The sequence below is a fragment of the Pseudomonas sp. D1-36 genome, from assembly GCF_051132205.1.
Classification (GTDB): Bacteria; Pseudomonadota; Gammaproteobacteria; order Pseudomonadales; family Pseudomonadaceae; genus Aquipseudomonas.
In genome coordinates, this window is the sequence record NZ_CP071674.1 from 723,638 (window position 1) to 746,039 (window position 22,402).

Here is a 22,402-nt window from a genome sequence, read left to right on the forward strand (position 1 = left end):
TCCCAAGGGTCGGTCAGGGGCGTTTAACGCTTGTTGTTCAAGCTGTTGCCTGTTTTTCAAGCTGCTCTAGGGCGGCCTCCAGGGCCAGTCGGTAACCGCTGGCGCCAAGGCCGCAGATCACTCCCACCGCTACATCGGAGAAGTAGGAGTGATGGCGGAAAGGTTCGCGTTTGTGCACGTTGGACAAATGCACTTCGATGAATGGGATGCTCACCGCCAGCAGCGCGTCACGTAATGCGACGCTTGTATGTGTAAAAGCTGCTGGATTGATCAAAATGAAGTCCACGCCTTCGCCACGCGCGGCATGGATGCGGTCGATCAACTCGTATTCGGCATTGCTTTGCAGATAAAGCAAATGATGGCCGGCGTCCCGGGCCCGCTGTTCCAGGTCCTGGTTGATCTGGGCCAGCGTCACGGCGCCATAAACGCCCGGTTCACGGGTGCCAAGCAGGTTCAGGTTGGGTCCGTGCAGGACCAATAGGGTCGCCATCTGCTGTTCCTTGTTATCTGTGAGCAGGTGTCAGAACCCGGAGACTATGCCGCAAAGCCTTTATGACTGTCCAGTTCTCGGCAATAGCCAGCACGTTGACCGATGTTTACGCGAAGTTTGTGACTGAGCTTTATCATCCGGTCATTCGGTTGAACTGACCCACCGCTATCGCGAGCAGGCTCGCTCCCACAGGGGGATGTGCGGTGAGCATCTTCCTTGGGCCATACCCAATAAATGTGGGAGCGAGCCTGCTCGCGATGACGCCGGCACATTCAATACCCATGCAAACTGAGCCACCGCTATTGCGAGCAGGCTCGCTCCCACAATGGGTTTGTAGTGTTTGCTGAGGTCATACCCGAAATGCCTGGACTGCGGTGTGCAACCGCCCGCCGAGCACCAGGAGGTTGTCGCCTTGCTCGCGACCCTGGCCGATGCGCAGCAGGTTATCCCCGCCCAGTTGGTGAATGCGCTCGCTGTGGTCGCGGATTTCGCTGACAGCGCCGCTTTGCTGAGCCGTGACATCGGCGATTCGCACGGCGGTATCGGCGATGGTCTGGATGGCTGCGACGATTTCATCCAAGGCGCCGTCAGCCGCCTGGGCCTGGCTGGCGGTGGCCTCGGCGTGTTCAACCTGGGCGCGCATGCCATCCACTGATTGGCGCGCGGCCAGTTGCAAGCGGGCGATCAGCGCCTGGATTTCCGAGGTGGCGCCAGCGGTGCGTTGGGCCAGGGAACGGACTTCTTCAGCCACCACCGCAAAGCCCCGGCCCATTTCCCCGGCGCGGGCGGCTTCGATGGCGGCGTTGAGGGCAAGCAGGTTGGTCTGGTCGGCAATCGAGCGAATGACCGTCAATACGCCACCAATGGTTGCCGACTCCTCGGCCAGTTGTTCGATCATTTGCGCATTGCCTTGCACTTCGCCCACCAACGCATGGAGGCCGGCGAGACTCAAACCGATGACTTGCTGGCCATGTTCCACGGCGTTACCGGCGCTGCGACTGGCCTGCGCGGCCTGGCTGGCATCGCCAGCCACTTGCTGGATGGTCGCTTCCAGTTCGCCGAGCGAGTCACGGATCAATGCGGTGTCGCCGGCCTGGTCCTCGGCGCCACTGTGCAGTTCGCCGCTCAACTCGGCCAGGGCGCGGCTACTGCCAGCGACCTGTTCGGCGTTCACCCGAATGGTGCCCACCAGGTCCACCAGATAAGCGCGCAGGCGATTGAGGGACGCCTCGATGTCTTGCATTTCACGGTTGCTGGCGCCCATGTGGATGCCCCGGCTGAAGTCGCCTTCGGCCCAGGTGGACAAGGCCGGCGCCAGGTGCGTCAAGGTGCGGGCCAGGCGTCGTTGCAAGGTGTCGATGAGCAGCGCGATCAGCAGGATCAAGCCGATCATCACGCCCTGGATCAAGCGAACCTCCCTCTGAATCTGCCCATGCTGGGCACGTACCGCCGGTTCCAGGGTGTCGATGGCCGTCTGTGCATCAGCGATTTTCAGGTGGGTGGCGCGGCTCAGTTCGGTGCGCTTTTGGATCAGCTCCCGAGTGCGGGTCAATTCCGCAGGGTAGCGGCCGAGCAGGCTGTTGAGCTCACGCTTGAGACCGATGCCGGCGTCCTCGCTGACAGTTTTTTCCTGGGTTTGCAGGCCCATCAGCGCGGCAAAATCATCGCTACCCGATTCGCTGCTGGCGGTTACGCCCAGCAGAGGCAGGCTCTCGAGGCGTTCTGCTTGCACACGGATGCCTGCCAGTTCCCGCTCGACATCGGCGGCCAGTTCGCTGCGACCGCTGCTGACCAATTTGTCACGGGTGAGGGACAACCGACCCAGGTGCTGTGAAGCGGCGAACAATGGAGGCGAGTAGGCCGGGGCGCCACTTGCGTACTGGGCGAGTCGATCGAGACTGGCGCTCAGTTCCCGTTCGGCCTGCAACAACAGGGCCTGTGGGTCGCCGGCCAGCTTGCCGGCGGCCAGCAGGTCGGTCTTGCTGAAGTTGTCGAGGTTGGACAGGCTTGGGCGCAAGGTCTTGGCCAGGTCCGGTGGGAACTGGTCCAGCTCCTTTTGCAGGCCCTCCAGTGCTTGGGTGGCCGCGCTGAGGCGCAGGGCGTCGCCGCTGGCCAGGTAGTCCTCGATGTTGCGCGCCACTTCGCTCTGGAACTGCCGCGACAGGCCGAGGTAGCGTTCCATCAACAGGTAGGGTCGCTCCAAGGCAATCTGCGACCACCAAAGGGTCGCGCCAAGGCCAAGGCATACGGCAACTAAGAGAAGGGTGTTGAGATTGGTCAGCAGCTTCAGGCGCATCAAGGGTCTACCGGGGGCAGAATCGAAGTGCCTGAAGTTATTGCGTTTGCGTTACACGTTTATGACCGAATCAGTGGAATCCGATGAAAAGGTGGCACTTTGCTTTGATTGTCTGGCGCTCTGTACCCGGTTGCGTCCGGCATGCTTGGCGCGGTACAACGCTTCGTCCGCCTGGCTGGCCATCATCAGGCTGTCGGACGCTTCGCTCATTTCCACCACGCCGGCGCTGAAGGTGCACCACAGGTCCTGGGGTTGGGCCGGGTAATGGATTTCGGCGAAGCGTTGGCGGATTTCGTCCAGCACCTGGCAGGCTGCATCAATATCGGTGTCGGGCATGACGATAGCGAACTCTTCGCCGCCATAGCGCCCGATGAAATCGGTCTTGCGCAGGCGCTGCTTGAGAAACAGCGCCAGGCTCTTGATCACTCGGTCCCCCATGGGGTGGCCGTGGCTGTCATTGACCCGCTTGAAATGATCGATGTCCAGCATGGCGAAACTCAAGGGCTTGCCTTCGCGGCGGGCGCGAAAACTGCAATCCTCGAGCAATTGCAGGATATGGGTGTGGTTGTAGAGGCCGGTGAGGCTGTCGCGCACCATTCGCGCCTTGAGATTGCGCGCCCGGGCCGCGCGGTTGCGCACGGTGGTGATCAGGTGCCGGGGTTTGATCGGCTTGGTCAGGAAGTCGTCGCCGCCTTCGCTCATGGCGTCGAGCTGCTTATCCAGGTCGTCTTCGGCGGACAGGTAGATGATCGGCACGCTGACATAACGGTCGTTGTGGCGAATTACCTTGGCCAGTTCCGTGCCGGTGCATGCGGGCATGTACATATCGAGAATGATCAGGTCGGGCTGGAAGTCCGCCAGTTCGGCCATTGCCTGGATCGGCTCGATCAACGTCCGGGTGATGATGCCGGCGCTGTTCAGCAGCCGTTCGGTGTGCAAGGCCTGGGCGCGGGAGTCATCGATGATCAGCACTTTATAGGGCTCGTACTGGGCGACGCAGGTCAGCACTTCGATTTTTTCCAGCAGGCTCGACGCCTCGAGCGTGCCGGTTAGAAATTCCTGGCCGCCGGCGCGCACCGCCGCCAGGCGGGTGGGCGTATCGGTTTCAAGCAGGCTGAAAAAGAGCAGCGGGATGGCCTGGTCGAGGCCTTCCTGGGCTTGGGCCGCCAACGTCAGGCCCACGCCAGGGCCGCTGAAATCCACGTCCATGACGATCGCCGCGGGCAGGCGCTCGACCATCGCGGAGCGGAACGCGGCGATACTGTTCAACGCATGGGCGCTGAGGCCAAAGAATACCAACTGCTTGGCCAGCCGTTCCGCGCGGTCATGGTCTTGCAGCATCACGTAGATGGGCTTGCGCAGCGGTGGCAGAAAGGTCTGCTCGAGTTGATCGCCGTGGCGCAGGCCGGTGCGGGACAGGCGTTGCATCAAACGGTTGATGTCGCTGATCAACTGGCTGCTCAGGCGGCCGCGATTGGCATCCACCGCTTGCAGCGACTGGCTGATGCCGTGGGCAAGCTGGCAATGCTCGGGCTGTTCGAAACGCTCGGCAAAGCGCAGCAGGCGCAGATTGGCTTCGCTGAGCTCAGACAGGTCGTTACTCGACCACTCGCTGCGTTGCAGGCGCTGCCATATCTCAAGGATCTGGCGAGCCTGATGAATTACCCGCTGGGCAAAGTGGTGCTTGAGGCGCTCACGGCTGGGGTCTTCTGACTCGGTCATATCCTGACTACTAGTTAGGGGGCATGCTGAGGTCGACTGGTGGCTCTATGCTAGCACCTCTTTTCCCTTACATGAGTGTCGTACGTCAATAAACTGCCAAGAGATGCGATTCAGTTTTCGACCGCACGGTCTTCGATTGGCGGCCTGTCATGCACCGGGGGCCGAGAATAGAGGCTTTCGGGGGTTTTTTGGACTGTTTGTCCAGTTGCTTCGTTGGGTGCGCAAGCACGATTCGATTCGCTGATATCGAGTCAGCTCGCTACCAAATCATGACTGGCAGGGTTAAGGGAAACCCTTAGGTGGCTCCTGGTCTGGTGGCGGTAATTGTCCTATAAGCCCAACGACGGATGCCGGCCAAGGCACGTTGATGTAAGGTTGTGGTCGAACCGTGAACTCAAGTGATTGAAGGAACATCGCCATGCTGGACTGGAAAAACCGCGCGGGCAGCGCGCCTGAACGCGCCGCCGAGCCGAAATCGGACACCCGCAGCTACCTGGGCGGGCTGTTTTTCAGCCGGGCACTGGCCACGCTCATTGGTTTGTATCTGCTGGTGACCATTGCGGTGGGTTGGTATTGGAGCCAGGAGCCGGCGCTGTTTCCCGTGCAGCAGAACGCCCAGGCGGCGGCCGAGAAGGACGGCAGGCAAATGGTGGTCGGCTACACCACCGTCGAAACCCTCAAGACCGTGGCCGGAACCTTGCTGACCAAGCAGGGTGGCTACATTTCCAATGACCGCTTCCCGCCGGGCCTGTGGATGGACAACATGCCGAGTTGGGAATACGGCGTGCTGGTGCAGGTGCGCGACCTGAGCCGCGCCTTGCGCAAGGATTTCGCCCGCTCGCAGTCACAGTCCGCCGAAGATGCGGACCTCGCCAAGGCCGAGCCGCGCTTCAACTTCGACAACCGCAGCTGGGTGCTGCCCTCCAGTGAGTCGGAGTACCAGGAAGGCATCAATTCCTTGAGTCGTTACCAGGCGCGCCTCTCCGATCCAGGCCAGAAGAGCGCATTGTTCTATGCCCGCGCCGACAACCTGAACAACTGGCTGGGCGATGTCGGCACTCGCCTGGGGTCGTTGTCCCAGCGGCTGTCCGCCAGCGTCGGCCGGGTCAAGCTCAACACGTCGCTGAAAACCGAAATCCCCGCGCCCGGCCAAGTGCCGCAGGTCGACGAAGAAGTGGTTGAAACCCCATGGCTGCAAATCGACAACGTGTTCTACGAAGCCCGTGGTCAGGCCTGGGCGCTGTCTCATTTGCTGCGCGCCATCGAGGTGGACTTCGCCGACGTGTTGGCCAAGAAGAACGCCACGGTCAGCGTGCGGCAGATCATTCGTGAGCTGGAAGCCTCGCAAGAGCCGGTCTGGAGCCCGATGATCCTCAATGGCAGCGGTTTCGGTGTATTGGCGAACCACTCGCTGGTCATGGCCAACTATATTTCCCGCGCCAATGCGGCGGTCATCGACCTGCGTCAGTTGCTGAACCAAGGCTGATCGATGGACGAAAGCACTCGGGAGGCGGCTCACCGAGCGGCTTCGGATGCCGAGCTCATCGCTTGGGTCGACGAGCATGACAACCTGCTCGGCAGCCTGGTGCGCTCGGATCTGCGCGAGCGCGGCCTGATCGGGCGGGGCACCTACATCATGCTGTTCAATTCGGCCGGGGAGTTGTGTGTCCATCGGCGGACGCTGAGCAAAGCCATCTATCCCGGTTACTGGGATGTCGCGGCCGGCGGCATGGTGCAGGCGCACGAGAGCTACGCCGAGTCGGCGGCCCGCGAGCTTGCCGAAGAGCTCGGTGTCAGCGGCGTGGAGCTGGTCGCCCACGACCATTTCTATTTCGAAGACACCGGCAGCCGCCTGTGGTGCTCGGCGTTTTCGGCCGTGTGGGATGGTCCGTTGGTGCTGCAGCCCCAAGAAGTGCTGGAGGCGCGTTTTCTGCCCGTCGAGCAGGTGCTCGATGAAATCCGCCACAAGCCTTATTGCCCGGACTCCCTGGCGGCTCTTGGGCGCTATTTGCGCGCCTGCGAAGCCGGTGTCGCAAAGAAGCTCTAAATTGGCGCCGATTGGCCCTTAGCAAGTCGCCTTTTTGCCGTTACACTGCGCGACTTTTCAAGCTTGGCCGACATCGTTCGGCCCAGTTGCGCTGCCCCTGCCTGAGTGGGGCTTCGCGGTCGAGGCTTTCGCCCCTTGACCAGTCTTTGTCCTCCGAAGAGGATTGCCGGTGGCCAAAAAAGCCGCATCCTTCGCCGCCCTGGGTGGCCTGGTATTTTCTACCGACGCCGGTCGTCATTGCCCCGATTGCCGCCAACCGGTGGATGCCTGCATCTGCAAACAGACGATCATCCCCGAAGGGGACGGTATCGCTCGCGTGCGCCGCGAAAGCAAAGGTCGCGGCGGCAAGACGGTGACGACCATTACCGGTGTGCCGCTGGCCGAAGACGCCCTCAAAGAACTGGCGACGACGTTGAAAAAACGCTGTGGCACGGGTGGCGCGTTGAAGGACGGCGTCATCGAGATCCAGGGCGATCACGTCGAGCTGCTGTTGGCGGAACTCACCAAACACGGTTTCAAGGCAAAGAAATCCGGCGGCTAGCAGCCTCTGTGAAAACCACCCCGGCTTGATCCGAACCCCGGTTCGGGGTCGCCCACATGGTTTTCACAGAGCCTGTTCTGAACGGGTTCTAAACTCAGCGCTGCGGGCAGGGTCTACCGTGCTTACAGGCAAATCGTCATTTCCATTCTCTACACTGCGCCAGCCTGCGACCGGGTGGGTGCATTTTGACTTCTTTATAGGGGACTTCGATGTCCGTACGACGCACACGCAAAGACGATGGCAGCCAATGGACAGTTGCGGACAGCCGCAGTGTTTACGGGATTCGCCATTGGGGGGCCGGGTATTTCGCGATCAATGAAGCCGGTCGCGTCGAAGTCCGTCCGAACGGCCCCGACAGTTCGCCCATCGATTTGTACGAGCAAGTCGACCAGTTGCGCCAGAGCGGCCTTTCGCTGCCCTTGCTGGTGCGCTTCCCCGACATCCTGCAAGACCGGGTGCGTCAGCTCACCGGCGCGTTCGACAGCAACATCGCGCGCCTGGAATACCAGAGCCAGTACACCGCGCTTTACCCGATCAAGGTGAACCAGCAGGAAGCGGTGATCGAAAACATCATCGCGACACAGAACGTGTCGATCGGCCTGGAAGCCGGCTCCAAGCCCGAGCTGCTGGCGGTGCTGGCCCTGGCGCCGAAGGGCGGGACCATCGTCTGCAACGGCTACAAAGACCGCGAGTTCATCCGCCTGGCGCTGATGGGCCAGAAGCTGGGCCATAACGTTTTCATCGTGATCGAGAAAGAATCCGAAGTCGGCCTGGTGATTGAAGAAGCCGCGTCGCTCAAGGTCAAGCCACAGGTCGGCCTGCGGGTTCGCCTGTCGTCCCTGGCGTCGAGCAAGTGGGCCGACACCGGTGGCGAAAAATCCAAGTTCGGCTTGTCGGCCGCGCAGCTGTTGTCGGTGGTCGAGCGCTTCCGTGGCGCGGGCCTGGACCAGGGCATCCGCCTGCTGCACTTCCACATGGGTTCGCAGATCGCCAACCTGGCGGACTACCAGCATGGCTTCAAGGAAGCGATCCGTTATTACGGCGAGCTGCGCAACCTTGGGCTGCCGGTGGATCACATCGACGTCGGCGGCGGCCTGGGCGTGGACTACGACGGCACGCACTCGCGCAACGCCAGCTCCATCAACTACGACATGGACGATTACGCCGGTGTCGTGGTGGGCATGCTCAAGGAGTTCTGCGATGCCCAGAGCCTGCCGCATCCGCACATCTTTTCCGAAAGCGGTCGTTCGCTGACCGCGCACCACGCCATGTTGGTGGTGCAAGTGACCGACGTCGAGAAACACCACGATGACGTCCCGGTCATCGAGAACAAGGAAAGCCTGCCGGAAACCGTGCAGTGGCTGGTGGACCTGCTGGGCCCGACCGATATCGAGATGGTCACCGAGACTTACTGGCGAGCCACCCATTACATGAGTGACGTGGCAGCCCAATACGCCGATGGCAAGCTGACCCTGGCGGAAAAAGCTTTGGCCGAGCAGTGCTACTTCGCGGTGTGCCGTCGCCTGCACAATTCGCTGAAGGCCCGCCAGCGTTCGCACCGCCAGGTGTTGGACGAGCTCAACGACAAGCTGGCCGACAAGTACATCTGCAACTTCTCTGTCTTCCAGAGCCTGCCGGACACTTGGGCGATCGGCCAGGTATTGCCGATCCTGCCGCTGCATCGCCTCGACGAAGAGCCACTGCGCCGTGCCGTGCTGCAAGACCTGACCTGCGACTCCGATGGCAAGATCAAGCAGTACGTCGACGAGCAGAGCATCGAGACCAGCCTGCCGGTCCACTCGCTCAATCCAGGCGAGGATTATTTGTTGGGTATTTTCCTGGTGGGTGCCTACCAGGAAATCCTGGGTGACATGCACAACCTGTTTGGTGACACCGACTCGGTGAACATCTACCAGAACGCCGATGGCAGCGTGTACCACGCCGGTATCGAAACCCACGACACCATCGAAGACATGTTGCGCTATGTGCACCTGTCGCCGGAGGAGTTGATGACTCACTACCGTGACAAGTGCGCCAGCGCCCGGATCACGGCGGCCGAGCGCACTCAGTTCCTGGATGCGCTGCGTCTGGGGCTGACGCGTTCGTCCTACCTTTCTTCCTGACGGCGGCCCCTTGCGGGGCCGCTGTTGCAGGCTAGAGCGATTCATCGTGGCGAGCTTCCTCGCCACGTTGTTTCTGCATTGCAAACCCGTGCGCCGCGTTTATCGGCCTATTGATGCCGTTTAGCTGACGGCGTCCTAATTTCATGTAGTCCCTTTCCTAAATAGTGCTTGAGCCCTCTACTCGTCCTCTGCTGTCGGCGAGAATGCCCGGTCGCCCCTCCTGTAGAGAAAACGCCGATGTCCGATCCAGCCTGCGAGCTACCTTTTCGTCTGGAGATAGCCGGTCTGTCCGAACCTTTCGTCGTCGTAGCCTTAACAGGCAATGAAGCCATCAGCGAACCCTTCGTTTTCGAAGTGGAGCTGTCGGTCAGCGACATGGCCCTGGACATGGCCGGGTTGCTGTACCGCAACGTCTGGCTGAGCTTTGGAATCAAGGATCAAGGCATCCACGGGCGACTTCACGAAATCGTCCACCGCCATGGCGAGAGCTGCCGGGTACGAATCGGGCCGAAGCTGGCGAGCCTTGCGCAGCGTTTCAGTCAACGGGTCTTCAATGCCTGCTCGGTGCCACAGATCATCCGCCAGGTCCTGGGCGGGCATGGTATCAACGGCCGCAGCCTGTGCCTGGATCTGAGCAACGCTTATCCTTCGTTGGATCTGTATACCCAGTACCGCGAATCCGACCTGCATTTCCTACAACGAATGTGCGCCCAGGCGGGTATCCACTTTCATTTCGATCACACCCGGGACGGGCAATGCCTGGTTTTTGCGGATACGGCGGGCAACGTTCCGACGATGGACAAGGCTTTGTACAGTGTTGAAGGGCGGGCCCGCGCAGTGCGTGCGTTCACGGTGAAGGCGGATATCCACGGAGCGTTGATCGCCCAGGGCCGTAGCGATCTGACGCACTTGCACGCCGGCCAGATCCTGTCGCTGAAGGGCCATCCTCATGGGCAGTGGAACCAGGGCTGGTTATTGACGCAGGTTGAACACCACGGTCATGCGGGCGGTTATGGCAATCTTTTCCAGGCCATTCCCTGGGGGATGCCCTTCCTGGTGGACAGGGCGCCGGACAAGCCTGTCATGGTGAGCAGGCAACGCGGCTGGGTCGTGGAAGTGGATGAGCCGCGAGTGGCCGGGCGAGTGGCGGTGCAGTTCGACTGGGCCTATCAGGGAGAGGGCGCCATCCCCAGCCATTGCTGGCTGCCCTTGGCACCCGAGCTTGCGGCGCGTGGCGTGGGGACGATTGCCGAGGGCACCGAGGTTCTGGTGAGTTTTATCGAGGGCGACCCGGACCGTCCCCTGGTCAGCGCATTCCTGGGTGGCGCCCCCGGCGCGCAGTCAACGCAGGCGCCTTCTCCCACCGCGCCTGCCGGGGAAATTCCCGGGGCTTCTGGAGTCGATTCATCCTTGTTGTCCGCAATCAAGGATGGTGAGCCACTGGTCTTGCTGTGCCTTTTGCCAGGCGGGGGGCGTTTCAGCCCTTGTGCGCAGCCGGTGTGTACCTGTCGCATGGTGATGGGACAGGGCGCGGGCGCGGCGCCATGAATGTGGCCACCTTGCCGGGTCCCGCTCCCCAATGGCTGCTGTTAGACGTTCCGGACGCGCCCGAGGCCGCACAGCGCCTGAAGGAACAGTTTGCCGAGGTGCCGCGTTTTGCCCTGTTCGAGGGAACCGAGTTCGACGGAGCGAGATCACACGGCCCGTTGTTGGTGGATCTTAGGCAATCGCCTGCGCTGGCCAGCCTGTGCCATCTGGACGCTCGATCCTGGCCCGGGTTGCTGTTGGTGACCTCGACGCCAGCCGAGTCCTTGCTGGTACATTTGCGGCGCATGCTGACGGTGACGCTGGGCCTGCATTACAAGGCCTTCCTGAGTTATTACAACCCGCACACCGCCAGCTATTTCTTCGATGCCTGCGATCCCCGGGAGCTCAGTTGCTGGCTGGGACCGATCAGCCTGTTGCGCTGGTTCGGTGGCACCTGGTCCGATCGGACGATGGGGTGCCAGGGGTGGCAACAGCTCTCCAATCCCAGGCTTGCGGTGCCTGCGCTGGAAAACGAGCATGGCCTCAGCGACAGGCAACAGGTCAAATTGCAGGAGTGCTTCCTGGAACGTCACGTCTGGCGATGGTCTCGCTCCACTGGCCATGACTATTGGGTGCTCTGGGACTACGTGCAACAGGGGCGCAAGCTGGGGTTCAGCGAGCAGGCCGTTCTCGACGGCTGGTTATGGCTGCGCTTGCAATACCCCGATGCCGAGCCCGTGCCGGGGCTGCCTGGTGGTTCCCAGCGAGAACGTCTCGATCATTTGCGACGCCTCTGGCAAGGCAAACAGGGCTGAACATCATCGAGTTTCGGCATCGACCCAGCCGCCACGACGGTGCAAGAGCCAGGCGACCGTCCCGAGCGTCAGGCTGCGCACCGTCATGAACAACAGGAAAGTGATCCACAGTCCGTGGTTGCCGAGTCCTTGCAGCGCCCAGGCCAGCGGCAACACCAGCAACAGGGTCAGGAGCATGCCGTTGCGCATTTCCCGGGCGCGGGTGGCGCCGATGAACAGGCCATCGAGCAGATAGCTCCACACGGCAATCAATGGCAGCGTTGCCAGGTAAGGCAGGTAGCGGTAAGCGGTGTCGCGCACGTCGGCAATGTCGGTCTGCATGTCGATGAACAAATGTCCGGCCAGCAGAAACAGCAGTGCGAACCCGACGCTCGCGATCAAGGACCAACCGCAGGCGACCACCAGCGAACGGCGCAGGGCCAGTCGGTCGCGAGCGCCAATGGCGTGGCCGCACAGCGCTTCCACCGCATGGGCCAGGCCATCCAGGGCATGCGCGGTAAGCAGCAGGCCATTGAGCAGCAGCGCATTGGCCGCCACCGTCGCGTCCCCCAGCCGCGCGCCTTGCACGGTGATCAGGAAAAACACCGATTGCAGCACCAGGCTGCGGATGAAAATGTCCCGGTTTACCGCCAGCAGCGGTCGCCAGCTCTGCCACAGGCTCAGGGCGGCCCAGGCGATCCGCCCTGGCCAGGCGCGCAGCGTCCTTCGGGCCAGGGCCAGGCCCACCAGCGCGCCCGCCCACTCGGCGATGACCGAGGCGCGTGCCGAACCCGTCACGCCCCAATCCAGGCCGATGACGAACCACAGGTTCAAGGCGATGTTCACCAGGTTGGTGACCAACAGGATCGTCAACGGTGCGCGGGCGTTCTGGGCGCCAAGGAACCAGCCCACCAGCGCGTAACTGGCCAGCGCCGCCGGCAGGCCGAAAAGCCGGGTGTGGAAGAAATCCCGGGTCAATTGGTCGAGCTCGGCCGAGGGCTGCATGAAGTGCAATGCCACGTCGCTCAACGGAACCCCGACCGCCCCGAGCACCACCGACAGCCCCAACGCCAGCAAGAGTCCTTGCAGCAAGACCTGCCGCAACGCAGCGCCATCGCCACGCCCGGCTGCCTGGGCGGCGAACCCGGTTGAGCCCATGCGCAGGAACCCCATGGCCCAGGCCAGCACCGTGTACAGACTCGCCCCGACCGCCACCGCGCCCAACTGATGGGCATGGGGCAAGTGGCCGATGACGGTACTGTCCACCAGTGCTACCAGCGGTACGGATATATTCGAGAGGATCATTGGCGCGGCCAGCGCCCATACCCGACGGTGGGTGAGGCGGTCGCGCCAGTCGGCGATCAGGTTGGACATGGTGGCTCCTTGATGGAGCGCGATTGTAGCGTTATCGCAGCGTTCGTTCCTGATGTCGCCCTGTTTGTCTTCAGTGGATGATCCAGCTCAGCAACCACAACCCCAATACCAGCCAGATAATACCCATGACAATCGAGGCCCGCATAAAGGCGCGGATCGCCGAATACAGCAGCATCAGCCCGAGGATCAGTGCGACGATGCTGATGATCGAGGTGTCCATGCCAAGCGTGCGGGACAGGCCATCGACAAAATTGCCACCGGCATTGGCCAAGGTGTTGAACAGCCCGCTGAGCAGGTCGACGATGAAACGGATCACCGAACCGAGCGCCTGGCCGAGCCATTCGAAGAAACTTTCTACCTGCATGTTTGCATCCTGATGGAGAGGAATCGGAATCGAGCCGTCGGCCCCTGACTGTAGGAGTTGTGGCGGCTGCGATCGTTCGATTATGGAGCAATTCACCGCTTCGTACCGAGACGCTTGCCTTCCCTCGTCATCGCCCCGAAGCTATGCGCATTCAGGAGAACCCGATGAACCTTGTTGAACTGACCGAACGCCTGCATGCCATTCGTGACCGTAACGATTGGCGGCAATTCCACAGCCCGAAGAACCTCGCCATGGCCGCCAGCGTCGAGATGGCCGAGCTGGTCGAGATTTTCCAATGGCTGACCGAGGACCAGTCGCGCCAGCTGCCCGCGGATAAACTGGCCCACGCCGGGCAGGAAGTCGGTGACATTGTGTTGTACCTGTTGCTGCTGTGCAGCGAGTTGGGCTTGGATATGGACGCCGTGGTGCGCGGCAAATTGGCCGACAGCGAGCGGCGGTTCGCCCCATGAGTGACCGTCATTTCGACCAGCTCGCCACGCGTTTCGCGGAAAAAATCTACGGCGGGGCCAAGGGGGCGATCCGCCTGGCGGTGCTCCAGGCCGATTTGCTTGAAGCCTTGCCTGACCGGCCGTTGCGTATTCTGGATGTTGGCGCGGGCCTGGGGCACATGTCACTGTGGCTGGCCGAGCGTGGTCACCAGGTCACCTTGGCTGAACCGGCCGAGCCCATGCTTGAGGGTGCCCGTCAGCGGTTTGCCGAGGCCGGCCAGGACGCAACGTTCATTCAGGCGCCGTGGCAGGACCTGCTCGGCCAGCTCACCGAACCGTACGATCTGGTGCTGTGTCACGCCGTGCTGGAGTGGCTGGCCGAGCCCCACGCGATCCTGCCGGTTCTGCATCAACTGACGGCGTCTGGCGGCTGGTTGTCGTTGGCGTTCTACAACCGCGACGCGCTGGTTTATCGAAACTTGCTCAAAGGGCATTTCCGCAAGTTGCGCAAAAACGACCTGGCCGGTGAAAAACAGAGCCTGACCCCGCAACAACCCCTTGATCCTCGCCAATTGGCGGCGCAACTTGAAGACCTGTGGCAGGTCGAAATTCAAAGTGGCGTGCGGGTTTTTCATGACTACATGCCGGTGCAATTCCAGGGCCGCGTAGAACTCGCGCAATTGCTGGAAATGGAACTGGCCCACCGGCGCCACCCAGCGTTTGCCGGGTTGGGACGCTACCTGCATTGGGTCTGTCGTCCCCTCTGATCCGGAAGAGCAGTCGGAGAGCGAAATGAAAGGTCGTTCAGGATTATTGGTGTTATGCCTTGGGCTGGCAGCCTGCCAGAGCGACAATCCGTATGTCGCGACTTCCAATCCGTTGCCGCCGGCGCCGCCCGAGGCCGCCAAAGTGTTCGATCGCAGCGCCTATCCGGCGCCGCCCCGTGACTATGGCCGCTATCGCAGTTGGGCCTGGCTCAACGGTCGGTTGCCGCCGGGTACTGCCTGGGCGGATTCGGCCCAGGTGGCCGAAGCGGTAAGCGCAGCGTTGGACCAACGCGGGCTGCGTCCGCTGCATGACAATCGCCCGGCGGACCTCTTCGTCAGTGCCGACCTGCGCCTGGAAACCCGGCTGCGGCAGGTCCGGGACGACTATGACGCGGGCTATTACGGCGGCTACAACCGCTACGGGCCGGGTTATGGCATGTACAACACCATTCCCGTGGTGCGCACCTATCAGGAGCAGGTCGTGGTGGTTCGGGTCGATCTGTTCGACGCCCGCAATGGCCAGCCCGTGTGGAGCGCCAGCGCCGAGACCAGCCAGCGCGGCAATCAGAGCGAGCGCACCGATGCCATTCGTGACGCGGTGGAAAAGGCCATGTCGGCCTATCCTCCCAGTTGATTCAAACAACGGAGAAAAACCATGTTTCGCCGTCTTGTCCCGCTTGCCCTTGCCCTGTTGCTCAGCGCCTGCGCTTCCAACCAGGTCAATCATGATTTCGACACCAGCCGCGACTTCGCGGCCTACCGCAGCTGGAGCTGGAAGGAGCCGGCGTTGCAATATCGCCCGGACGATCCGCGCATCAAGAGCGACCTGACCGAACAGCGCATCCGCCAGGCGGTCGCCGATCAACTCGACCAGCGTGGCCTGCGTCCGGCTTCGGGCGGCGCGCGGGGCGATGTGCAGGTCCAGGCCTACCTGATCGTCGAGGATCGCCAGCAACAGGTGACGACCAACTATGGCGGCGGTTGGGGCGGCCCATGGAATGGTTATTGGGGCGGACCGATGTACAACGAAACCCGTAACCTCAGCTACAAGGTCGCCACCGTGCAGATCGACCTGCTCGACGGCAAGGATGGCAAGCTCGTCTGGCGTGGCAGCGACGAGCAATTGCTCAGTGATTCACCCAACCCGATGGATCGCAGCGCGAAGGTGCGCGAGACGGTGGGGCGGATCCTGTCCAACTACCCACCGCGTTGATTGGTTGACCCATAGGTTGGGTGGAAATACTTTCAAGCAACCGGCTGCCAAATTCCCAGCATATGCTCCAGCTCACCAGCCCCCACCAATCGCAATTGCCCGCTGGAACCGGCCGCGCTCGCCAACAATGTCACCTCGCTGGGCAGGCGCACTGGCTTCTTGAACGTTACGTCGATTTCGATATTGGCTTCGGGCAAATGATCATCGAGCGCCGCCAACGTCCTTGCCTTGTTCCACAGACCATGGGCGATGGCAGTGGGGAAGCCGAACAACCGGGCGCTGGCGCCGCTCAGGTGGATCGGGTTGTAGTCGCCTGACACCTTGGCGTATTGCCGGCCAATATCCACGGGTGCGGTCCAGCGTGTCACTTGCGTCAACTCGGGGCTGTCCTCGGATGAGTCCTCGGCCAATGCGCCGTCAAGCTGGACGCCTTTGCAGAGCATCTGGCTTTGGGCCTGCCACAAGGGGCCCAACTGATCTTCGATACGGGTCACCAGATCGAATACCGCCCCCTTGGCATGAGGCCGCAGGTTCTCGACGTTGACGCTCGCCCGCACCTGGCTGACACCGCCCATGGGCCGCAGCACGCGGATGCGGTTGTTCAGGTGGATCAAGCCCAGCAATGGGAACGGGAAATCCCGGGCGGTCAGCAATTGCATCTGCAAGGCGAACGCCAGCACGTGTGGATAGGTCGGCGGCAATAGTCCGCTTTCGCTGAAACCACACACTTTGCGATAGGCCGCCAGGTTCTTTTGGTCGACCTGGATCACTTGGCGCAGCCCGACGTCAGGCAGGACCGTGCCGGTGATCTTGCGGCGAGTCGCGGCCTTGGCGTAGAGCCCTGACATCGAAGGGGCGGTGTTTATTTCCTGCCATTGGATCGTCATGGTCACGCCCCCAACAAGCTTTGCCCGCACACGCGCAGCGCCTGCCCGGTTACGGCGCCGGTGCCTGGTTGTGCCAGCCAGGCCACGGCTTCGGCGACGTCCTGGGGCAAGCCGCCCTGGCCCAGCGAACTCATGCGGCGCCCGGCTTCACGCAGGGCGAAGGGAATGTCGGCGGTCATGCGTGTCTCGATAAAGCCCGGTGCCACCGCGTTGATGCTGATTCCCCGCGCCTCCAGGCCAGGCGCCCAGGCTTGGGCGAGGCCGATCAGGCCGGCCTTGCTCGCGGCATAGTTGGTCTGGCCGCGATTGCCGGCGATGCCGCTGATGGAGGCAAGCAACACGATCCGGCCATTGTCCCGCAGGGTGCCGCTGTCGAGCAGGGCCTTGGTCAGCACCTGCGGCGCGTTGAGGTTGACCGCCAGCACCGCGTCCCAGAACTCGGGCGTCATGTTGGCGAGGGTCTTGTCCCGGGTGATGCCGGCGTTGTGCACCACGATGTCGACGCCGTCGGGCAGGTGTTCGATCAACTGCGCGGCGGCATCTTCGGCGCAGATGTCCAGCGTCACGCTGCGCCCACTCAGGCGCGCGGCCAGGGCGTCCAGGTCGGCCTTGGCTTGCGGGACATCGAGCAGGATCACATCGGCGCCGTCACGGGCCAGGGTTTCGGCGATGGACGCGCCGATGCCACGGGCGGCGCCGGTTACCAGCGCCTTGAGCCCGGTGAGCGGTCGCGTCCAATCCTGGACCTGGGTCTGGCAGACCTTGAGGCGGATAACCTGCCCGGAAACGTAGGCACTCTTGGGCGACAGGAAAAACCGCAGGGCCCCCTCCAACTGCGCTTCGGCGCCGTCACCGACATAAAGCAACTGCAGCGTCCCGCCATGGCGCAACTCCTTGGCCAGGGAGCGGCTGAAGCCTTCCAGCGCCCGTTGCGCACTGGCGGCAAACGGGTCATCGAGGCTTTCCGGGGCGCGACCGAGGATGACGACATGGGCGCTGTGGTCGAGGTTTTTCATGAGGGGCTGGAAGAATTCGCGCAACTGCTTGAGCTGCTCGACCTGCACCAGATGGCTGGCGTCGTACACCACCGCCTTGATTTTCGGGCCGTGGCCGGGGATCCATTCGGTCGCCAGCGTCGGTTCGCCACCGTAGATGAAAATCGCGTCGGTCAAGCGCTTGGCGAACGTGGCGACCTGTTCGGTCAGGGGGCCACCGCCCAACAGCAGGGCGCCCTCGATAGGCCGCAGCCGCCCGGCCTGCCAGCGTTCCAGGCGCACCGGCGAGGGCAAGCCCAGAGCGCCAACCAGACGCAGGCCAATGGGCGAATTGGCGAAGTCTATGTAACGGTCTGACATGGAACATACTCCGGCTGATGAGGTTCCAAGTGTGGACCATGTTTGGCAATTGGTCGTTCGATCGCCCGGATAAAGCCTAAGCTTGTGGCTGGGCACGTTACCGCAGGCCAATTTCACACATTCGCGCATACAGGGGAGTTCTTCATGGCACAGCTACGCCGCGTCGCGATCATCGGTGGTAACCGCATTCCGTTCGCCCGCTCCAACGGGCCCTATGCCACCGCCAGCAACCAGGCGATGCTGACGGCTGCGCTCGAAGGTTTGATCGAGCGCTACAACCTGCACGGTGCTCACATCGGGGAAATGGCCGCGGGGGCGGTGCTCAAGTTTTCCCGGGACATGAACCTGACTCGCGAATGCGTGCTCGGCTCACGGCTGGCACCCAGCACCCCGGCCTATGACGTGCAACAGGCGTGCGGCACGGGGCTTGAGACCGTGCTGCTGGTGGCGAACAAAATCGCCCTGGGCCAGATCGACAGCGCCATCGCCGGCGGCGTGGACACTACCTCCGACGCGCCCATCGGCGTCAATGAGGGGCTGCGCAGGATCCTGCTGCAAGCCAATCGCTCCAAGACCACCGCCGATAAGATCAAGGCTTTTCTGCAACTGCGTCCCCAACACTTGGTTCCCGACCTGCCGCGCATCAACGAACCGCGCACGGGCCTGAGCATGGGCGAGCATTGCGAGTTGATGGCGCAGACCTGGCAGATTCCCCGAGACGAGCAGGACCGTCTGGCCCTGGAAAGTCATCAGAAAATGGCCGCTTCCTATGCCGAAGGCTGGCATAACGATTTGATGACGCCGTTCCTGGGCCTGACCCGCGACAACAACCTGCGCCCGGACCTGACCCTGGACAAGCTCGCGTCCCTCAAGCCGGCCTTTGAAAAAAGCGCCAAGGGCACGCTGACCGCAGGCAATTCCACGCCGCTGACCGATGGTGCCTCCCTGGTATTGTTGGGCAGCGAAGAGTGGGCGAACGCCCGCGGACTGCCAATCCTGGCCTACCTGCGTGACGGTGAAACGGCAGCGGTGGATTTCGTCAACGGCGCTGAAGGCCTGCTGATGGCGCCGGTCTATGCGGTGCCGCGCTTGTTGGCACGCAACGGCCTGACGTTGCAGGATTTCGACTACTACGAAATCCACGAGGCGTTCGCGGCCCAGGTCTTGTGTACATTGAAGGCCTGGGAGGACCCGGATTACTGCAGATCCCGGCTGGGCCTCGACACGCCGCTGGGCGCCCTCGACCGCAGCCGATTGAATGTGAAAGGCAGCTCATTGGCCGCCGGGCATCCATTCGCCGCGACGGGCGGCCGTATCGTCGCCAACCTGGCCAAACTGCTGGACGCGGCCGGGAAGGGCCGGGGCCTGATTTCCATCTGCGCGGCGGCCGGCCAAGGTGTGACGGCGATCATCGAGCGCTGACCATCGCCTCGCGCGTGGGCGCAGCCTGGGCTCGCTGGCGGCTGGCGTAGCGTTCGGCGAGGATCGAACAGACGATCAGTTGCATGGGGTGATAGATCATGATCGGCAGCAGGATCAGCCCCAGGCCGGGATCGGTGCCGAAGATCAACGCCGCCATCGGCACCCCGGCGGCCAGGGATTTTTTGCTCGCGCAGAACACTGCAGCGATTTCATCGGCGTTGCTGAACCGCAGAGCGCGGGCGGTGCGGGTGGTCATCCACAGGATAATGGCCAGCAGTACGGCGCTGCCGAGCACCGCGCTAACCAGCACGCCATTGCCTTGTTGTCGCCAGATCCCGGAAACCATCGAATTGCAGAACGCGGCGTACACCAGCAGCAGGATGACCAATTTGTCGATGATGCTGGTATAGCGCTTGTATCGGGCGAAGAAACCGGCCAGCCAGCGCCGCAGGAATTGCCCAAGCACCAATGGCAGCAGCAACATCAGGCACAGATCGAGAAGGGTCGAGCCCAGGTCGATGCCACCGGCACCGCTGCCGACCACCAGGCTGACCAGCAGTGGCGTCAGGAAAATCCCGAGCACGCTGGACAGGCTGGCGTTGAGAATCGCCGCCGGCACGTTGCCGCCCGCGCTGCCTGTGAGGGCCACCGACGAGGAGATGGTCGAGGGCAGGGCGCACAGGTAAAAGAACCCCAGCATCAATAGCGACGGCACATGGCGGCCCAATGACCAATCACCGATCAGCCAGATCAAGGGAAACACGACGAAGGTAAAACCTTGCACCATCAAATGCAGCCGGACGTTCTTCAAGCCGTGGCGGACCTGCTCCCCGGACAAGTTGATCCCATGGAGGAAAAACACCACGAAGATGCCGATGTTGACCACCCACTCCGCATGCATCGCGCCGCCCGTGGCGCCGAATCCGGGAAAGAAATACGCCAACAAGGTGGCAAGCAACATGCCGCACAGGAACCAGTCGGTCACCAGGCGTTTGAGGTGTCTGAGGATGTGCATAGGGCACCGCAAGTTGTATGAGAAGTCGACTTAGCCTAACGTCGGCCTGAACAGTCGTCTTGCGATATAAGGCCAATCAATGCCGACTAACGGACAGCAGCAGCTTGAACGGCGCATTCCCGACCTGACGGAACTGCCTCGGCCACTTTATGCTCGGGTCGAAAGCCTGGATGCGGGTTCATGGACCCAGGTGCATCGACACGATTGGGTGCAGTTTTCCTATGCCATCAGCGGTGTGCTCGGCGTTCATACCGCCGAGGGCAGTTTCTTCGCGCCGCCGCAACGGGGCATCTGGATCCCGGCCGACCTCGAACATCACGTCGTGACATCCACCCGTGCGGAAATGCGCAGCCTTTATGTGCATCGCCAGGCTTGCCCGTGGGGCGATGGGCGTTGCCGGGTGCTGGAGGTCACGCCCTTGGCGCGAGAGCTGATCAAGGTCTTCTGCCAATTTCCCGCCGCCTACCCGCAAGGCGATACCCAGGAGGCGCGGCTGGTGCAAGTGCTGCTGGACCAGTTGGCGGCATTGCCGGAAGTGGGTTTTTCCCTGCCGCTGCCACGGCATGCCCGCCTGCTGGAGCTGTGCAACGAGTTGATCGAACAGCCCGAATCCTGCGTCACCCTGCAAGCCTGGGCCGAGCGACTGGGCACATCGGAAAAGACCCTGACCCGTTTGTTTCTACGTGAAACCGGCCTCAACTTTCGCGCGTGGCGCCAACGCATGCGGCTGTTGTCCTCCTTGGGATCGCTGGAGAAAGGCGACAGTGTGACCAGCGCGGCGCTGTCTTGCGGGTATGAGTCGACGTCCGCTTTCATCGCGGCATTCAAGGGATTGTTCGGTTTCACCCCGGGCGAACTGTTCACGCATTGAGCCCTTGTCAGTTCTTGTCGCAAATACTTGCTTATCCAATGACCTGCGACGGGCCGGGTCTCGGCTATGATCTTGCGCGGTTGATCTGATCCGGCACAGTGTGTGCATTCAGGGTTCATAGGTCGGAACCCCTCCCCGTGAAGGGAGGATTGCCGTATAACGACCTGTCATTCGCGTGTTTGGTAATAAAGGACCCAGAATAAAAGCTGATGAAGACTCCAAAACGCATTGAACCCCTGATCGAGGACGGTCTGGTCGACGAGGTGCTGCGCCCACTCATGAGTGGCAAAGAAGCAGCTGTTTATGTGGTGCGCTGCGGCAATGAGCTGCGTTGCGCCAAGGTCTACAAGGAGGCGAACAAGCGAAGTTTTCGCCAGGCGGCCGAATACCAGGAAGGTCGCAAGGTCCGTAACAGTCGTCAGGCCCGCGCCATGGCAAAAGGTTCGAAGTTCGGGCGCAAGGAAACTGAAGACGCTTGGCAGAACGCCGAAGTGGCTGCGTTGTTCCGGTTGGCCAACGCCGGTGTGCGAGTGCCCAAGCCGTACGACTTCCTTGAAGGCGTGCTGCTGATGGAACTGGTGGCCGACGAGTATGGCGATGCTGCGCCACGCCTGAACGATGTCGTGCTGGAGCCGGAACAGGCACGCGAATATCACGCCTATCTGATTTCTCAGATCGTACTGATGCTGTGTACCGGCCTGGTGCACGGCGACCTGTCGGAGTTCAACGTGCTGCTCACGCCGACAGGCCCGGTCATCATCGATCTGCCGCAAGCGGTGGACGCCGCTGGCAACAACCACGCCTTCAGCATGTTGGAGCGGGATGTCGGCAACATGGCGTCTTACTTCGGCCGTTTCGCTCCGGAGCTGAAACGCACCCGGTACGCCAAGGAAATGTGGGCGCTTTATGAAGCCGGCACGTTGCACCCGGGCAGTGTGTTGACCGGTGAGTTCGACGAGCCCGAAGAGCTGGCGGATGTTGGCGGGATCATGCGCGAGATCGAGGCCGCGCGCCTGGACGAAGAACGACGCCAGGCTGTGCGCGCCGCCGACGATGCGCCGCCAGGCAAGACCGAGGAGCCGCCTCCGCCTTGGATGCAGTGATCGGTTGTCCCAGAAACCCGGCCCAGGCCGGGTTTTTTATTT

General features: G+C 62.1%; 21 protein-coding genes. 13 read left to right on the forward strand and 8 right to left on the reverse strand.

Annotated features, from left to right (window positions below; translation table 11 throughout):
• Positions 1-37 precede the first annotated feature (37 nt).
• The 3 genes from aroQ to J3P76_RS03140 form a co-directional block, all read right to left on the reverse strand.
• Positions 38-490 carry a type II 3-dehydroquinate dehydratase gene (aroQ, locus tag J3P76_RS03130; RefSeq protein WP_420766277.1) on the reverse strand — a complete coding sequence of 151 codons (453 nt, stop codon included), beginning with the start codon at positions 488-490 and terminating at the stop codon, positions 38-40.
• Between the two features lie 349 nt (positions 491-839).
• Positions 840-1,388 carry a methyl-accepting chemotaxis protein gene (locus J3P76_RS03135; protein ID WP_420766319.1) on the reverse strand — a complete coding sequence of 183 codons (549 nt, stop codon included), beginning with the start codon at positions 1,386-1,388 and terminating at the stop codon, positions 840-842.
• A gap of 1,449 nt (positions 1,389-2,837) precedes the next feature.
• Positions 2,838-4,508, reverse strand: coding sequence for a diguanylate cyclase (locus J3P76_RS03140; protein ID WP_434607968.1), 1,671 nt, complete (start codon positions 4,506-4,508; stop codon positions 2,838-2,840).
• A 418-nt stretch (positions 4,509-4,926) separates the two neighbouring features.
• Here J3P76_RS03140 and J3P76_RS03145 point away from each other — a divergent pair, with 418 nt between their 5' ends.
• The 6 genes from J3P76_RS03145 to J3P76_RS03170 all read left to right on the forward strand — a co-directional run bounded on the left by J3P76_RS03145 (position 4,927) and on the right by J3P76_RS03170 (position 11,561).
• Positions 4,927-5,994 (forward strand): DUF2333 family protein, encoded by a 1,068-nt coding sequence (locus J3P76_RS03145; protein ID WP_420766279.1) that lies wholly within the window; start codon positions 4,927-4,929, stop codon positions 5,992-5,994.
• Between the two features lie 3 nt (positions 5,995-5,997).
• Positions 5,998-6,555 carry an NUDIX hydrolase gene (locus J3P76_RS03150; RefSeq protein ID WP_434701479.1) on the forward strand — a complete coding sequence of 186 codons (558 nt, stop codon included), beginning with the start codon at positions 5,998-6,000 and terminating at the stop codon, positions 6,553-6,555.
• A gap of 169 nt (positions 6,556-6,724) precedes the next feature.
• Positions 6,725-7,096 carry a translation initiation factor Sui1 gene (locus J3P76_RS03155; RefSeq protein WP_420766281.1) on the forward strand — a complete coding sequence of 124 codons (372 nt, stop codon included), beginning with the start codon at positions 6,725-6,727 and terminating at the stop codon, positions 7,094-7,096.
• A 209-nt stretch (positions 7,097-7,305) separates the two neighbouring features.
• Positions 7,306-9,219 (forward strand): arginine decarboxylase, encoded by a 1,914-nt coding sequence (gene speA / locus J3P76_RS03160; RefSeq protein WP_039593533.1) that lies wholly within the window; start codon positions 7,306-7,308, stop codon positions 9,217-9,219.
• Positions 9,220-9,456: 237 nt separating this feature from the next.
• A complete protein-coding gene (locus J3P76_RS03165) occupies positions 9,457-10,767 on the forward strand; it encodes a contractile injection system protein, VgrG/Pvc8 family (protein WP_434701480.1) in 1,311 nt (436 codons plus the stop codon).
• Positions 10,764-11,561 (forward strand): DUF4123 domain-containing protein, encoded by a 798-nt coding sequence (locus J3P76_RS03170; protein ID WP_434560851.1) that lies wholly within the window; start codon positions 10,764-10,766, stop codon positions 11,559-11,561. Before J3P76_RS03165 ends, J3P76_RS03170 begins: the two co-directional genes overlap by 4 nt.
• Before the next feature lie 3 nt (positions 11,562-11,564).
• On the opposite strand, the gene J3P76_RS03175 is transcribed toward J3P76_RS03170, so the two are convergent.
• The gene (locus tag J3P76_RS03175; protein ID WP_420766284.1) at positions 11,565-12,914 is read right to left on the reverse strand and encodes an MATE family efflux transporter; all 1,350 of its coding nucleotides are present in this window, start codon (positions 12,912-12,914) and stop codon (positions 11,565-11,567) included.
• Positions 12,915-12,984: 70 nt separating this feature from the next.
• The gene (locus J3P76_RS03180; protein ID WP_420766285.1) at positions 12,985-13,278 is read right to left on the reverse strand and encodes a hypothetical protein; all 294 of its coding nucleotides are present in this window, start codon (positions 13,276-13,278) and stop codon (positions 12,985-12,987) included.
• A gap of 164 nt (positions 13,279-13,442) precedes the next feature.
• On the opposite strand from J3P76_RS03180, the gene J3P76_RS03185 reads away from it, so the two are divergent.
• Genes J3P76_RS03185 through J3P76_RS03200 form a run of 4 tightly spaced genes read left to right on the forward strand, consistent with a single transcriptional unit; the run spans position 13,443 to position 15,707 of the window.
• Positions 13,443-13,748 (forward strand): MazG-like family protein, encoded by a 306-nt coding sequence (locus tag J3P76_RS03185; RefSeq protein WP_420766286.1) that lies wholly within the window; start codon positions 13,443-13,445, stop codon positions 13,746-13,748.
• Positions 13,745-14,494 carry a methyltransferase gene (locus tag J3P76_RS03190; RefSeq protein WP_434607957.1) on the forward strand — a complete coding sequence of 250 codons (750 nt, stop codon included), beginning with the start codon at positions 13,745-13,747 and terminating at the stop codon, positions 14,492-14,494. Before J3P76_RS03185 ends, J3P76_RS03190 begins: the two co-directional genes overlap by 4 nt.
• A gap of 25 nt (positions 14,495-14,519) precedes the next feature.
• A complete protein-coding gene (locus J3P76_RS03195) occupies positions 14,520-15,128 on the forward strand; it encodes a DUF4136 domain-containing protein (RefSeq protein ID WP_434701481.1) in 609 nt (202 codons plus the stop codon).
• Positions 15,129-15,149: 21 nt separating this feature from the next.
• Positions 15,150-15,707, forward strand: a complete 558-nt coding sequence (locus J3P76_RS03200) for a DUF4136 domain-containing protein (protein WP_420766289.1) — start codon at positions 15,150-15,152, stop codon at positions 15,705-15,707.
• Between the two features lie 32 nt (positions 15,708-15,739).
• Here the strand turns inward: J3P76_RS03200 and J3P76_RS03205 are convergent, their stop codons facing one another.
• Together J3P76_RS03205 and J3P76_RS03210 are read right to left on the reverse strand one after the other, a co-directional pair.
• Positions 15,740-16,594 carry a MaoC/PaaZ C-terminal domain-containing protein gene (locus J3P76_RS03205; protein ID WP_434701482.1) on the reverse strand — a complete coding sequence of 285 codons (855 nt, stop codon included), beginning with the start codon at positions 16,592-16,594 and terminating at the stop codon, positions 15,740-15,742.
• A gap of 2 nt (positions 16,595-16,596) precedes the next feature.
• On the reverse strand, positions 16,597-17,949 hold the full coding sequence (locus J3P76_RS03210) for a 3-oxoacyl-ACP reductase (RefSeq protein WP_434649055.1): 1,353 nt from the start codon (positions 17,947-17,949) through the stop codon (positions 16,597-16,599).
• Positions 17,950-18,093: 144 nt separating this feature from the next.
• On the opposite strand from J3P76_RS03210, the gene J3P76_RS03215 reads away from it, so the two are divergent.
• On the forward strand, positions 18,094-19,371 hold the full coding sequence (locus tag J3P76_RS03215) for an acetyl-CoA C-acetyltransferase (RefSeq protein WP_420766292.1): 1,278 nt from the start codon (positions 18,094-18,096) through the stop codon (positions 19,369-19,371).
• On the opposite strand, the gene J3P76_RS03220 is transcribed toward J3P76_RS03215, so the two are convergent.
• Positions 19,358-20,386, reverse strand: a complete 1,029-nt coding sequence (locus J3P76_RS03220) for a bile acid:sodium symporter family protein (RefSeq protein ID WP_434607947.1) — start codon at positions 20,384-20,386, stop codon at positions 19,358-19,360. The two genes, J3P76_RS03215 and J3P76_RS03220, sit on opposite strands and share 14 nt — an antisense overlap.
• A 79-nt stretch (positions 20,387-20,465) precedes the next feature.
• Here J3P76_RS03220 and J3P76_RS03225 point away from each other — a divergent pair, with 79 nt between their 5' ends.
• A complete protein-coding gene (locus J3P76_RS03225) occupies positions 20,466-21,257 on the forward strand; it encodes an AraC family transcriptional regulator (RefSeq protein WP_434607943.1) in 792 nt (263 codons plus the stop codon).
• Between the two features lie 209 nt (positions 21,258-21,466).
• The gene (locus tag J3P76_RS03230; RefSeq protein WP_434701483.1) at positions 21,467-22,360 is read left to right on the forward strand and encodes a PA4780 family RIO1-like protein kinase; all 894 of its coding nucleotides are present in this window, start codon (positions 21,467-21,469) and stop codon (positions 22,358-22,360) included.
• The last annotated feature ends 42 nt before the right edge of the window (positions 22,361-22,402 follow it).

What these genes read in the sequence shown, in the direction of transcription:
- aroQ (WP_420766277.1), bottom strand. Translation starts at nt 490, where the DNA reads ATGGCGACCCTATTGGTCCTGCACGGACCCAACCTGAACCTGCTTGGC.
- J3P76_RS03135 (WP_420766319.1), bottom strand. Translation starts at nt 1,388, where the DNA reads ATGATCGAACAACTGGCCGAGGAGTCGGCAACCATTGGTGGCGTATTG.
- J3P76_RS03140 (WP_434607968.1), bottom strand. Translation starts at nt 4,508, where the DNA reads ATGACCGAGTCAGAAGACCCCAGCCGTGAGCGCCTCAAGCACCACTTT.
- J3P76_RS03145 (WP_420766279.1), top strand. Translation starts at nt 4,927, where the DNA reads ATGCTGGACTGGAAAAACCGCGCGGGCAGCGCGCCTGAACGCGCCGCC.
- J3P76_RS03150 (WP_434701479.1), top strand. Translation starts at nt 5,998, where the DNA reads ATGGACGAAAGCACTCGGGAGGCGGCTCACCGAGCGGCTTCGGATGCC.
- speA (WP_039593533.1), top strand. Translation starts at nt 7,306, where the DNA reads ATGTCCGTACGACGCACACGCAAAGACGATGGCAGCCAATGGACAGTT.
- J3P76_RS03165 (WP_434701480.1), top strand. Translation starts at nt 9,457, where the DNA reads ATGTCCGATCCAGCCTGCGAGCTACCTTTTCGTCTGGAGATAGCCGGT.
- J3P76_RS03170 (WP_434560851.1), top strand. Translation starts at nt 10,764, where the DNA reads ATGAATGTGGCCACCTTGCCGGGTCCCGCTCCCCAATGGCTGCTGTTA.
- J3P76_RS03175 (WP_420766284.1), bottom strand. Translation starts at nt 12,914, where the DNA reads ATGTCCAACCTGATCGCCGACTGGCGCGACCGCCTCACCCACCGTCGG.
- J3P76_RS03180 (WP_420766285.1), bottom strand. Translation starts at nt 13,278, where the DNA reads ATGCAGGTAGAAAGTTTCTTCGAATGGCTCGGCCAGGCGCTCGGTTCG.
- J3P76_RS03185 (WP_420766286.1), top strand. Translation starts at nt 13,443, where the DNA reads ATGAACCTTGTTGAACTGACCGAACGCCTGCATGCCATTCGTGACCGT.
- J3P76_RS03190 (WP_434607957.1), top strand. Translation starts at nt 13,745, where the DNA reads ATGAGTGACCGTCATTTCGACCAGCTCGCCACGCGTTTCGCGGAAAAA.
- J3P76_RS03195 (WP_434701481.1), top strand. Translation starts at nt 14,520, where the DNA reads ATGAAAGGTCGTTCAGGATTATTGGTGTTATGCCTTGGGCTGGCAGCC.
- J3P76_RS03200 (WP_420766289.1), top strand. Translation starts at nt 15,150, where the DNA reads ATGTTTCGCCGTCTTGTCCCGCTTGCCCTTGCCCTGTTGCTCAGCGCC.
- J3P76_RS03205 (WP_434701482.1), bottom strand. Translation starts at nt 16,594, where the DNA reads ATGACGATCCAATGGCAGGAAATAAACACCGCCCCTTCGATGTCAGGG.
- J3P76_RS03210 (WP_434649055.1), bottom strand. Translation starts at nt 17,949, where the DNA reads ATGTCAGACCGTTACATAGACTTCGCCAATTCGCCCATTGGCCTGCGT.
- J3P76_RS03215 (WP_420766292.1), top strand. Translation starts at nt 18,094, where the DNA reads ATGGCACAGCTACGCCGCGTCGCGATCATCGGTGGTAACCGCATTCCG.
- J3P76_RS03220 (WP_434607947.1), bottom strand. Translation starts at nt 20,386, where the DNA reads ATGCACATCCTCAGACACCTCAAACGCCTGGTGACCGACTGGTTCCTG.
- J3P76_RS03225 (WP_434607943.1), top strand. Translation starts at nt 20,466, where the DNA reads ATGCCGACTAACGGACAGCAGCAGCTTGAACGGCGCATTCCCGACCTG.
- J3P76_RS03230 (WP_434701483.1), top strand. Translation starts at nt 21,467, where the DNA reads ATGAAGACTCCAAAACGCATTGAACCCCTGATCGAGGACGGTCTGGTC.